Annotated in this window: 12 protein-coding genes; 3 read left to right on the top strand and 9 right to left on the bottom strand. The window is 73.7% G+C overall.

The window, feature by feature from the left end; genetic code table 11:
• Positions 1 to 103: 103 nt before the first annotated feature.
• Positions 104 to 1,444, bottom strand: a complete 1,341-nt coding sequence (locus IF99_RS0114500; RefSeq protein WP_030996880.1) for a ParB/Srx family N-terminal domain-containing protein — start codon at positions 1,442 to 1,444, stop codon at positions 104 to 106.
• Positions 1,445 to 1,792: 348 nt separating this feature from the next.
• On the opposite strand from IF99_RS0114500, the gene IF99_RS0114495 reads away from it, so the two are divergent.
• The 3 genes from IF99_RS0114495 to pspAB all read left to right on the top strand — a co-directional run bounded on the left by IF99_RS0114495 (position 1,793) and on the right by pspAB (position 3,764).
• Positions 1,793 to 2,026 (top strand): hypothetical protein, encoded by a 234-nt coding sequence (locus IF99_RS0114495; protein ID WP_030996879.1) that lies wholly within the window; start codon positions 1,793 to 1,795, stop codon positions 2,024 to 2,026.
• 210 nt (positions 2,027 to 2,236) lie between these two features.
• Positions 2,237 to 3,145: a zinc metalloprotease HtpX gene (gene htpX, locus IF99_RS0114490; protein WP_030996878.1), complete on the top strand. Its 909-nt coding sequence runs from the start codon at positions 2,237 to 2,239 to the stop codon at positions 3,143 to 3,145.
• 34 nt (positions 3,146 to 3,179) lie between these two features.
• Complete coding sequence (pspAB, locus tag IF99_RS0114485) at positions 3,180 to 3,764, top strand: PspA-associated protein PspAB (protein WP_030996877.1); 585 nt, start codon at positions 3,180 to 3,182, stop codon at positions 3,762 to 3,764.
• Positions 3,765 to 4,027: 263 nt separating this feature from the next.
• Here the strand turns inward: pspAB and IF99_RS0114480 are convergent, their stop codons facing one another.
• From IF99_RS0114480 to IF99_RS0114445, 8 genes are all read right to left on the bottom strand, one after another.
• Positions 4,028 to 5,032, bottom strand: a complete 1,005-nt coding sequence (locus IF99_RS0114480) for a trypsin-like serine peptidase (protein WP_234340698.1) — start codon at positions 5,030 to 5,032, stop codon at positions 4,028 to 4,030.
• A 239-nt stretch (positions 5,033 to 5,271) separates the two neighbouring features.
• Positions 5,272 to 5,829 carry an NADPH-dependent FMN reductase gene (gene ssuE / locus IF99_RS0114475; RefSeq protein WP_030996875.1) on the bottom strand — a complete coding sequence of 186 codons (558 nt, stop codon included), beginning with the start codon at positions 5,827 to 5,829 and terminating at the stop codon, positions 5,272 to 5,274.
• A 31-nt stretch (positions 5,830 to 5,860) separates the two neighbouring features.
• Entirely contained in the window at positions 5,861 to 6,598 is a 738-nt protein-coding gene (locus IF99_RS0114470) for an alpha/beta hydrolase (protein ID WP_030996874.1), read from the bottom strand.
• A 22-nt stretch (positions 6,599 to 6,620) separates the two neighbouring features.
• Positions 6,621 to 7,958, bottom strand: coding sequence for an LLM class flavin-dependent oxidoreductase (locus IF99_RS0114465; RefSeq protein WP_030996873.1), 1,338 nt, complete (start codon positions 7,956 to 7,958; stop codon positions 6,621 to 6,623).
• Between the two features lie 43 nt (positions 7,959 to 8,001).
• Positions 8,002 to 8,829 carry an ABC transporter ATP-binding protein gene (locus IF99_RS0114460; protein ID WP_030996872.1) on the bottom strand — a complete coding sequence of 276 codons (828 nt, stop codon included), beginning with the start codon at positions 8,827 to 8,829 and terminating at the stop codon, positions 8,002 to 8,004.
• A complete protein-coding gene (locus IF99_RS0114455; RefSeq protein WP_030996871.1) occupies positions 8,826 to 9,698 on the bottom strand; it encodes an ABC transporter ATP-binding protein in 873 nt (290 codons plus the stop codon). Before IF99_RS0114455 ends, IF99_RS0114460 begins: the two co-directional genes overlap by 4 nt.
• On the bottom strand, positions 9,695 to 10,558 hold the full coding sequence (locus tag IF99_RS0114450) for an ABC transporter permease (RefSeq protein WP_037826956.1): 864 nt from the start codon (positions 10,556 to 10,558) through the stop codon (positions 9,695 to 9,697). The genes IF99_RS0114455 and IF99_RS0114450 overlap by 4 nt, the downstream gene beginning before the upstream one ends.
• Positions 10,559 to 10,560: 2 nt before the next feature.
• A complete protein-coding gene (locus tag IF99_RS0114445; protein WP_030996869.1) occupies positions 10,561 to 11,607 on the bottom strand; it encodes an ABC transporter permease in 1,047 nt (348 codons plus the stop codon).
• Between the last annotated feature and the right edge of the window lie 16 nt (positions 11,608 to 11,623).

Here is an 11,623-nt window from a genome sequence, read left to right as displayed (position 1 = left end):
CGAACCTTTGCTACGGATTCTTTACGCGCGCGGCCCGCCAACCCCCGCCCGTCGTCCGTCTGTTGAAGGAGCAACAGGGAGGATTGCGGCGGTACGGGGCAAGTCAGCCCCGCGTGTTCGCCACCAACTGGACGGGCCCGCCGAAGGAGTTGGCCGAGCAGCCGGGGCCCTCGGTGCGAAGCCGCGATCCGGTCACGGAGAGCGGCCCGTCGACCGTCGTGCCGCACAGGTACACGTCCCGCGCGCCCACCGCCTGTACCGGGCCGGTGACTTCGGCACCGAGCGCGACGAGCGAGGCTCCGGCGCGCACGACGACGGGTCCGGTCTGGCGGGTGTTGTCGAGGCAGGTGACGCCGGAGGCGACGACGAGGGGGCCCGTGCGGGGGCCGCGCAGCGTGGTGGTGCAGCGGGACGGGGCGACGACGCGGGAGCGGTAGGCGAGCGCGAAGGCGAGCTTGCCGGGCTTCTCGGCGGTGAGCGGCTGCGAGAGCTTGCCGAACTCGCCCTTCCCGGGCTTCTTCCCGTCGTTCCACTCGTCGAGGCGACCGAGTTCGGCGGCCGTGCGGCCGTCCGCGATGACCTCGTCGGGGTCGGCGGCGACCATCAACTCGGAGGCGTCACGCACCGCCTGGAGGTAGGAGGCCGGGTCGTCGAGGTCGTAGGCGCCGAGGTCGAGCCGCTCGCGCAGCCAGTCGCCCCACAGGAACTCCAGGTACTCGGCGGCGTCCTCCGGCGCGGTGTAGCCGAGGTCGCGCGTGAAGTAGACGAGGGAGCGGTAGGGGTCGTCGTGGAAGCGGGAGAGGCCGAGGCGGGTGGGGAGTTGGTCCGTGGTGACGGGGGCGCCGTGCTCGTCGCGCAGCCAGACCCAGTGGCGGGCGCGCATCTCGTCCCAGAAGGCGCTCTGGCTCAGGTCGCTGAAGTCGGCCTGGACGCGCAGCCTGAGGGAGGTCCCGGGACCGCCGTCCGCCGCCTCCCAGAAGGAGGTCAGGCTGTGGTGGCCGTCCGTGAGGTAGAGGCGCCCGCCGGGCCCGACGACGGCGGTCTTCATCGCGGCACGGCTCTCGTCGGTCTCCTGGCCGAGCGGGATCGCGCACGTGAAGCTCGCGGGATCGGCGAGCCTCGCACCCGGGGGGACCTTCTTCGCCCCGCCCTGGCCGTTGGTCTCGCACCAGTCGTCGAAGCGCTTGTTGACGTCCCCGGCCTGCTCGTCCTTCGGGCTCCCGTACCGGCCGAGCTTGTAGAAGATCTGGTCCTTGCCGACGGACGGCTGGGTGGGGTGCAACTGGTCGAGGCGGACGGCGAGGAGGTCGCCGGGGCGCGCGGCGGGCGTCGGCGTCGCGGCGCCCGCCTGCGGCGCGGCGGCGAGGAGCGCGGCGGTGGCGGCGAGGCTCGCGCCGAGACGGCGGGCGGCCCGGAGGGGACGAAGCGGGGTGACGGTGGACACGAGGGCTCCCGGTGCGGGCGGGGTGGACGGAAGCATCCACGCACGCGGAGGCGGCCCCGCGGTGACGACGGGCCGAAGACGGGGTGAACGCGCGGGAACCCCCGCGCCGACGCGCCGGAACTCACCACCGAGCGCGACTGGACGCCGTCTTTTTGCAGTGGACTTGCGGGGTTTCCGAGTGAACCGTCACCCTGCTGCGTTCCCGCACGAAAAGTTTTCAATCGCGTGATGCGCCTGTCAACAGTTCGGGCGTTGACCCATTCGATGGAATCGGAGTTGCGGGTGGGGTTATGACGATTCATCAGGGTAAGTCTGGCTGCGAACAACCCGACTCACCGAGGAGTTTGCATGCGCCTTCGCACCGCCTTCGCCGCCACCGCTCTCGCCGCCGCCACCGTCCTGGGTGGCGCGAGCCTGGCCTCCGCCCACGAGGGCCCGTCCTTCGTGGGCGGCGAAGCCGAGTACACCCACGCGCACCTCAACGGCGACTACCTGAACATCGGTGGCCCGTACGGCATCACGCAGGGTCACCTCGACGGCTCGTACACCAACGGCGAGCTGGGCTTCGTGGCGGCCCGCTAGTCCAGGGCCCCGGCCCGGCCCCGTGCGCGGCCCCGGCACTCCTCCCCGGAGGGTGCCGGGGCCGCGGCATGCGCGGCGGCGGACACTCTTTTCGCACATCCGTTTACGCCCATTCGACACAGAAAAGGGCACTATGGAGTAAGAGGTAGCCGGAGGCGGCGGCAGGACAGCGGCAGCCACGCCGGTGGAAGGCAATGAGGGGAGGCGGGAATGGCCCGCAGTCGTTCACGCTACGCACCCGATCAGGGGCTCACCGTCCGCATGGTGATCACGATGTTCCTCATCGGTCTGCTCTACGTCGTCCTCGTGGGCGTCCTGCTCGCGGTGCTGCACGGGGCCTGGCCGATCATCCTGATCGCGGTGGGCGCGCTCTTCGTCGCACAGTTCTGGTTCAGCGACCGCATCGCCGCCTTCGGCATGGGCGCGCGCGAAGTGAGCCCGGAGCAGGCCCCGGAACTGCACGGAGTCGTCGACCGGATCTGCGCCCTGGCCGATCTGCGCAAACCACGCGTCGCGATCGCGGACAGCGACGTCCCCAACGCCTTCGCGACCGGGCGCAACGAACGCTCGGCGCTCGTGTGCGTGACGACGGGGCTGCTCAGGCGCCTGGAACCGGAGGAACGGGAGGGCGTGCTCGCGCACGAGATGTCGCACGTGGCGCACCGTGACGTCTTCGTCATGACGATCGCCTCCTTCCTCGGCGTGCTCGCCGGGCTCATCACCCGGATGGCCCTGTGGAGCGGCCTCACCCGCGGCGGGAACAGGAACGACCCCGTGGGCGTGGCCCTGCTCCTGATCCCGCTGGTCAGCGCCGCCGTCTACACGATCGGCTTCCTCCTCACCCGCCTTCTGTCGCGGTACCGCGAGCTGTCCGCCGACCGCGCGGCGGCGCTTCTCACCGGGCGGCCTTCGGCGCTCGCCTCGGCGCTGACGAAGGTGAGCGGGCAGATGTCCCGCATCCCGACACGGGACCTGCGCCAGGCGGAGCCGTACAACGCTTTCTTCTTCGTACCGGCCTTCTCCTCGAAGGAGAGCCTCAGCCGTCTGCTCTCCTCGCACCCGACGCTCCAGCAGCGCCTGGACCAGCTCTCCCGCATCTCGGCCCAGCTCTCCCGCTGACCGCCGCCCGCCACCGTTCCCGACTGGAGGTCGCGTGGGTTTCCTCGACGCGCTGCTCGGCCGCTCGAAGCCGGTCCGCCCCGATCTCGACCAGCTCTTCGCCGTCCCCTCGGCGGCGCTCACGCTCCAGGCGGCGACCGGTTTCCGGCCGACGGGACGCGGCTCGGTGTGCTTCGCCGCGGCCGAGGGGGCCTCCTTCGCGCGGGTACGGGACGACGTACGGGCGCTGCTCGACGCGGACACGGAGCGGGGCGGCGTCCCCGTCGAGTTCAGCCGCGACCCGTACGGGTACACGTGGCTGCTCTCCACCCAGCCGCCGGAGGAGCTGAGCGGCCTCGTCACGGACCTGCACGCGGTGAACACGCTGCTGGAGGAGGGCGGTTTCGGCCCCCAGCTCCTGTGCTCGCTCCTCGCCTTCCAGGACGAGCACGGCCGCTCGCTGGGCCTCGTCTACCTCTACAAGCGGGGCAGCTTCTACCCCTTCGCGCCGCTCCCGGGAGAGCGGGAGAAACGGGACAACCAGCTGGAGCTGGAGGTCCGCGCGGCCCTCGGCACGGACCTGCGGGTGGAGGAGGACCTGAGCCGGTGGTTCCCGGTGTGGGGGGCGCCGGGCCTGTGAGCGCGGTACGGGGGCGGCGCACGCGGCGACGCCCGGCCGAAGCGGGCGGAAACCCTCCGTACGGGCCCCGTCACGCCACAGCCCCCACCTGGGGGCTGCGACGTCCTCGCGGCGCGCGAGACCCCCGCCGCGAGGTGCCGTCGGTCCCGCGCGGACGCGAGGCGCGGGAGCGCGGAAGCCGGAGCGGAGGGGCACCCCTCGTCGCGGGACACCGGCCGGGCCCGCGGAACGACGCGAAGCGCGGCCGGTGGTCCCGTGAGGGGTCAGACGGCTCCGGCCCGGCGGTACAGGTCCAGGGCCTCGTTGCCGAGCACGGGGTGGTACTCGCTGCTACCCGCGCTCACGCTGATGTTGCCGACGAGGTAGCCCCCGCCGGAACCGGCGTCGAAGTCGGCGAGGAAGCCGCCGCCGCTCGAACCACCGTTCTGCACACAGTCGATGCCCCACATCGTGGAGCCCTCGCGGCCCGTGTCCCGGTACTCGACGCCCGCGCAGTGGTTGAGCCGTTCGCCGTTGCCCTCGGCCGCCGAGCCGCCGTAACCGAAGGAGTGGACCTCGCGGCCCGTCGCCGAGTTGAAGGCGATGCCCTGCGCGCCGACCGTGTCGGCGAGACTGCGGCCGTTCAGCGGGGCGAGGCGCGCGAAGGCGAGGTCGTAGTTGGCGTTCCCCGCCGTCGACACGTACTGGTCGAGGTGGAAGAGGGACGAGGCGGTGAAGGTGCCGTAGGGGCGGTTGCCGTTCGCGTAGCCGGGGATGAAGACCCAGTTGCGGTAGACCTCGCCCGTGCCCGCGTCCACGACGCAGTGACCGGCCGTGAGGACGAGCGACTTGTTGTCCGCGTTGGCGACGGTCGCCGAGCAGGCGAAGGTGCCGCCGCCCGCGTTCTGGAAGAAGACCTTCCCGGCCGTCGTGGAGATGAGGCCGCCACCGGTCCACGGGGCGGGGTCCGATGCCGCGAGGGCGGGGGCCTGCGCGGCGGAACGCGGGGCGGGCAGGGGCGCCACCCGGACCTCCTCGCCGCTCCCCGGGGCGGCCTGCCCTCCGGCGGCGCCGGGAGCGGCGGACGGGGCGGAGGCCGCCGCCGGGGCGTCGAGGTCCCGCGCGGACCGCACGCGGGCGTCCGTCCAGAACCGCAGCGCCGTCGCGCGCTCGGAAGCGGTGATCGTCGTGCGGTGCGCGCCCTCGGTGGGGGCGGCGCTCACCGGGGCGGCGGACCAGAGGGCCGCTCCCAGGACCAGTGCGGCGATACCGCCTGCTCTCGCTCTCATTCGGTTGTTCCCTTCTCGCCTGCGTGACTGCGGGGGCCGCCACCCGTCTGCTGCGGCGAGCGGCGGAGTCACCGGCCTGACAACGTTGTCCGAGGGGGTCGTCAGGTACGGCGCAGTTCAGCGTGGGCGTTCGGGACGCGGCTGTACAGGCTCCCAACAAGCCAAAAAGCGGGCTGTCTCCGGTTACCGCAGGGGCCGGCCCGCCCAGGGTTCCCGGGCGGGCCGTCGTCCGCGAGTGCTCAGCCCACTGGGACCGGCGCGGGGAACGCCGTGTGCAGGGCGCGAGCGAAGGTGTCCGTGACCTGGGTGAGCGCCTCCGCCGTGCCGGGCGCGATCGTCAGGGTGCCCTCCGGGTCGACCGAAAGCTCCTTGTCGACGACGAACCAGCCGGGGACGACGTGGGCCGCGCCCATCGAGGTGAGGACGGGACGCAACGCGTAGTCGAGGGCCAGGACATGGGCTGTGGAACCGCCCGTGGCGAGGGGGAGGACCGTCTTCCCCGCCAGCGCGTACTGCGGCAGCACGTCCAGGAGGGTCTTCAACAGGCCCGAGTACGCGGCCTTGTAGACGGGCGTGCCGATCACGACACCGTCCGCCTCGGCGAAGGCGCGCGTGGCCCGGACGATGTCCGGATGCCCGAACTCCGCCGCCAGAAGCGGACCGGCGGGCAGGGTACGGACGTCCAGGGCTGTCACCTCGTGGCCCTGTGCCCGCAACCGTGCGTCCAGGTGGCGCAGGAGTCGGGCCGTGCGGGACGTGGCGGAGGGGCTGCCGGAGACGGAGAGGATACGGGCCATGACGGTGCCTTCCGTAGAGAGGACGCGCGGGTCACCACGTGCTGGAGCGCACGGCGACACGCGGAACGAGCTGTTCACGCAGGGTCTCCAGGAAGCCGACGACTTCGGCGGCCACGGAGCGGTGCTGGAGGTCGTTGAGAACGTCGTGGTGCGCACCGCGCACGAGGGCGAGGCGCGCACGGTCCAGGGACTTCGCGAACGCGGCGAGCGCGGCGTGGTCGGCGAGGGGGTCCTGCTCACCGCTCAGGAGGAGGGTCGGGACGGGGGGACGGGCCGCGTGGGCGGCGGCGAGGAGCGCGGACGGTACGGGTTCGGCGAGTGCGCCGCGCCGCACCCCGGCGTCCTCGGTGAGCCGGCCCCGGTGCGTGGGGCAGGCCGTGCGGACGCCGAGTTCGTCGTCCCAGGTCGCCGCCTCGGCCCGGACCGGGGCGGGGCCGGGGAGCCCGGCGAGGATCAGGGCATCCGCAGCGGGGGCGTCCCCGTGGGCGTACAGGGCCGCGAGCGCCGCCGCGCCCGCGTCGGCGCCGAGCAGGACGACGGGGGCGGCGGGGGTGGCGTCGCCGGGGGCGGTCTCCGCGAGGGCGGCGGCGAGGTGCGCGGAGGTGAGCGTGGCGGGCGCCTCGATGACGCGGACACGGTAGGCGTCGAAGGCGAGCCTCGTGCCCAGGCGCGTGTACGTCTCCGGTGTCTCGCCCCGGCCCGGGACGACGAGGACGGTGCCCCGCGTGAGCAGGCCATCGGGGGCGTGGAAGTCGAGCGGGTCACTCATGTGCGTACTCCCGTGGGGGTGGTCAGCCGCGGGCGGCGGTGTAGCGGTTGTCGGGGACGGGGAGGCCGAGGTGTCCGCGCAGGGTCTCGGCCTCGTAGGCGGTGCGGAAGAGGCCGCGCTTCTGGAGGAGCGGGACGACGCCGTCGACGAAGAGGTCCAGTTCCTCCTCGGTCCGGAAGGCGAGGTTGACGCCGTCGAGGGCCCCGGCCTCGAACCAGTGCTGGAGGGCGTCCGCGACGGTCTCGGGGGCGCCGGTGAAGGGGCCCTCCTTGTAGGCGTTGAGGCCCTCGGCGACCTGGCGGAGGGTGAGGTTCTCCGTGCGGGCGCGCTCGATGATCTTCGCGGCGGTGGTGCGTCCGCCCTTCTCGGCGAGGTGGGCCACGTCGGGGAAGGGCGCGTCGAGGTCGTAGCGCGAGAAGTCGTGCGCGCCGAAGGAGCGGCCGAGGAGGCCGAGGCTGCGGCCGAGGTCCTTGTCCTCCTCGTGGATCTCGCGCTCCCGGCGGCGGGCCGCCTCGTCGGTGGCGGCGACGACGGGCGAACCGTGGATGAAGATCTTGATGTGCTCGGGGTCGCGGCCGTAGGCAGCGGTGCGGTGCTTGATGTCGGCGTAGTACTCCTGGGCCTGGACGAGGGTGCCGCCGGGCGCGTAGATGCCCTCGGCGACGCGGGCGGCGAGGTCGCGGCCCTCCTCGGAGACGCCTGCCTGGAAGATGACGGGCTGGCCCTGCGGGGAGCGCGAGAGGTTGAGCGGCCCGGCGATCCTGAAGTGCTCGCCCTCGTGGTCGAGCGTGTGGAGCTTGGCGGGGTCGAGGAAGACGCCGCGTGCGACGTCGGCGGGGAAGGCGTCGTCCTCGTAGGAGTCCCACAGCCCGCGGGCGACCTCGACGAACTCGCGGGCCCGGCCGTAGCGGGTCGCGTAGTCGAGGTGTTCGTCGAGGCCGAAGTTGCGGGAGGTGCCGGTGTCGAAGCTCGTGACGACGTTCCAGCCGGCGCGTCCGCCGCTGATGTGGTCGAGGGAGGCGAAGCGGCGGGCGAGGTTGAAGGGCGAGTTGTAGGTGCTGCTCGCGGTGCCGACGAGACCGACGCGGGAGGTGTGCGTGGCGACGGCGGAGAGGAGCGTGAGGGGTTCGAGGCGGTTGAGGTAGTGGGCGGGGTAGCTCGCGTTGATGAACTGGCTGTCCACGATGAACAGGGCGTCGAAGAGGGCGTGTTCGGCCGCCTGGGCCTGACGTATGTAGTAGCCGATGTCGATACTGGCGTTCTTGGCGACGCGCGGGTCCTTCCACAGGCCGTGCTGGCCGGGGCCGCCGACGCCGTAGGGGTGCAGGGCGAGGTGGAGGCGGCGGGGGGCGGTGGTCATGGGGAACTCCTCGGTGCGGGGCGGGACTTCGGGAGCGCTCGGGTCAGGGGGTGAGGGCCGCGCGCAGGCGGGCGCGGGTCGCGCGGTCGCCGCCCGCGCCGCGCAGGGTGGGCGCGGAGGCGAGCAGCAGCTTGGTGTACGGGTGCCGGGGCCGGGTGACGACCTCGCGGGCGGGCCCGTCCTCGACGAGCGAGCCGCGGTGGAGGACGGCGACGCGGTCGGCGACGCCGGCCACGGAGCCGAGGTCGTGCGAGATGAAGAGGAGCGCGACGCCTTGCGCGCGCAGGTCCTTGAGGATGCCGAGGATCTTCACGCGGTGCGCGGCGTCGAGTGCGCTCACGGGTTCGTCCAGGAGGACGAGGCGTGGCCCGGTCACGAGGGCGCGGGCGAGGACGGCGCGCTGGCGCTGTCCTCCGGACACCTCGCCGGGCAGCCGGTCGAGCAGGTCCGGGTCGAGGTGCACGCGGGGCGCGAACTCCCGTGCTCTCGCCGCCGCTTCCTTGCCCGGGAGGCCCTGGAGGAGCAGGGGTTCGGCGAGCGAGTCGCCGAGGGTCAGGTCGGGGTCCAGGCTGCGCAGGGGGTCCTGGAAGACGTACGAGACGAGGCCGCGCCGGCGCAGCGCGCGCCACTGGCGGGGGCCGTGGGCGGTGACGTCCTCGCCCGCGACGGAGAGGGCGCCGGATGTGGGGCGGACGAGGCCGAGGACGGTGCGGGCGAGGGTGGACTTGCCGGAGCCCGTCTCGCCGATGAGGCCGACCGTCTCGCCGGGCGCGAGAGTGAGATCGACGCCGCGCAGCGCGGCACGGCGGGCGCGCCCGCGGCCGTAGTGGACGTCGAGTCCGCGCAGGCGCAGGACGGGTTCGGCGCTCACGCGTCCTCCCGGGAGGTCTCGTCGCTCAGGAACTTGTCGAGTCCGTACTGCTCGTGCTCCTCGACGAGGAGGCGGGTGTACGGGTGGCGGGGGTGGTGCAGCACCTCGGCGGTGGGGCCCTGTTCGACGACTTCGCCGTCGCGCATGACGAGTACCTCCGCGCAGACCTGGGCGACGACGGCGAGGTCGTGCGAGACGACGAGGAGGGCGAGCCCTGTCTCCTCGCGGAGGTCGGCGAGGAGGTCGAGGATCTCGGCCTGCACGGTGACGTCGAGCGCGGTCGTCGCCTCGTCGGCGATCAGCACCCGGGGCCCCGCGGCGAGCGCGAGGGCGATCAGGACGCGCTGGAGCATCCCGCCGGACAGCTCGTGGGGGTACTGGGAGCGCACCCGGGCGGGCTCGCGCAGGTGGACCTGGGCGAGGAGTTCGGTGGCGCGCTCGCGGGCGGCGCGGCGGCCGAGGCCCTTCTTGACGCGCAGCACCTCGGTGAGCTGACTGCCCACGGTGAGGGAGGGGTTGAGGTAAGAGGCGGGGTCCTGGAAGACCGCGCCGAGCGTGGAGCCGCGCAGCGCGGTCCACGCGCGCGGGGTGAGGCGCGCGGTGTCGGTCCCGTCGATCTCGACGCGTCCACCGGTGAGGGCGAGGGGCGCGGGCAGGACGCCGAGGGCCGCGCGGCAGGTGAGGGTCTTGCCGCTGCCGGACTCGCCGACGACGCCGAGGGTCGCCCCGGGCGCGAGGGCGAGGCTCACCCCGTGGACGAGGTCGTCGCCGCCGGGCCGCCCGACGCGCACGTCGTGGAGCGCGAGCACGGGCGGGGCGGGCGGCGTGCGGGGCGCCGTGGGGGCCAGGGAGGGGGACGGGGCGCTCAAGGCATTCCTCCTGCGGGGGCTTTGGCGCCACGGGGGCGGGGCGCTTCGGGGGCGGGGGCGCCGGAGACGTCGCGTGCGGCGTCGGCGAGGAGGTTGCAGGCCCACACGGTGAGGGTGATGAGGAGGGCCGGTACGAGGGGCGCCCAGGGGCGCTGGGCGAGGAAGCCGAGGTCGGTGGCGAGGAGGCCGCCCCAGGTGGGCTGCGGGGGTTCGACGCCGATGCCGAGGAAGGTGAGGCTGGAGACGATGACGAAGCCCGTGCCGACCGTCTGCGCGAGGGCGACGGCGAGCGGCGGGAGCGCCTTGGCGAGGACGTGGCGGCGCACGATCCAGCCGGTGGAGGCGCCCGCGAGCTGGGCGGCCTCGACGTACGGGGAGCGGGCGATGCCGAGGGTGGCGGCGCGGGCGACGCGGTAGAAGAGCGGCGAGACGAGGACGCCGGTGACGAGCATCGCCTGCGTGAGGCCGTTGCCGAGCAGGGCGATGACGGCGACGGCGAAGAGCAGGAAGGGCAGCGCGACGAGTGTGTCGGCGAGGCGCAGCGTGAGCCACTCGAAGGCGCGGCCGAGGTGGACCGAGAGCAGCCCCGGCACGGCGCCGACGACGAGCGCGGTGAGCGCGACCTCCAGGGCGCCGACGACGCTGACCCGGGAGCCGTCGAGGAGGCGGCTGAGCACGTCGCGGCCGAGGTTGTCGGTGCCGAGCGGGTGCGCGCCGGAGAGGCCGGCGAGCACGTCCGGGCTCGTCGCGAGCGGGTCGCGCGGGGCGAGTACGGGGCCGAGGACGGCGAGGAGGGCGACCACGGCGAGGAGGGTGAGGGCCAGGCGGCCGGTACGGAGGCGGAGCAGGCGGCGTACCACGGTCACACCCCCCGTCCGGCGGCAGGGACGAGACGGCCGAGCACGAGGTTGACGAGCAGGTTGAAGCCGACGACGAGGACGATCGAGACGACGAGGACGCCCTGGACGGCGGGGACGTCGCCCGCCTGCGCGGAGTCGTTGGCGAAGCGGCCGAAGCCCTGGAGGCCGAAGATCCACTCGGTGACGACGGAGGCACCCACGAGGGCGGGGAACTTGAGGCCGAGGGTGGCGAGGGCGGGCCCGACGCCGTTGCGCAGGACGTGGCGGAAGAAGATCCGGCGGGGGCTCAGGCCGCGGACGACCGCGCCGAGCACGTAGTTCTCGCGGTACGCGGCGACGAGGCCGCCGCGCAGCTGGCGGGCCACGTCGGCGATGACGTCGCAGCTCAGCGCGAGGGCCGGGAGCGTGATGTGGGCGAGCCAGGGGCCGAGTCCCTGTGCGGGCGGTACGTAGCCGGCGGAGGGGAAGAGGCCGAGGCCGACGGCGAGGACCGTGACGAGGACGATGCCGACGACGAAGGCGGGCATGACCGAGATGACGGTGACGAAGCCGGTGACGGCCCGGTCGAGCGGTCCGCCGCGCCGCAGGGCGGCGAGGGTGCCGAGGGCGAGGCCCACGACGACGCCGATGAGGAGGGCGAGCCCGGCGACCGAGAGGCTCACGCCGAGTCCGAGGCCGATGAGGGTCGAGACGCTCGTGCCGTTGGTCCAGCTCGTGCCGAGCTGCCCGTGGAGGACGTCGCCGAACCAGTCGGCGTACTGGACGAGGAAGGGCCGGTCGAGTCCCCACTGCGCCTCGACGCGGGCGATCGCCTCGGGGCTCGCCTGCTCGCCGAGTTGGAGGCGGGCGGGGCTGAGGCCGCTGAGCGCGCGCAGCGCGAAGGTGACGAAGGTGGCGACGAGGAAGACCGGGACGAAGACGGCGACGGTGCGGGCGAGTACGGCGAGGGGGCGGCCCGCGCGACGGCGGGGCCGGGGGGCGCCGGTCGGGATGCCGGGAGCGGCGCCCGGGGGGCCGGTGGGCGGGGGCGGTGCGGTGAGGGCGGTCAACGGGTCCTCCTCTCCG

Source organism: Streptomyces sp. NRRL F-5630 (assembly GCF_000719475.1).
Classification (GTDB): Bacteria; Actinomycetota; Actinomycetes; order Streptomycetales; family Streptomycetaceae; genus Streptomyces.
Note: the sequence above shows the minus strand (reverse complement) of the source record. Positions and strands in the feature narration are given on the sequence as shown.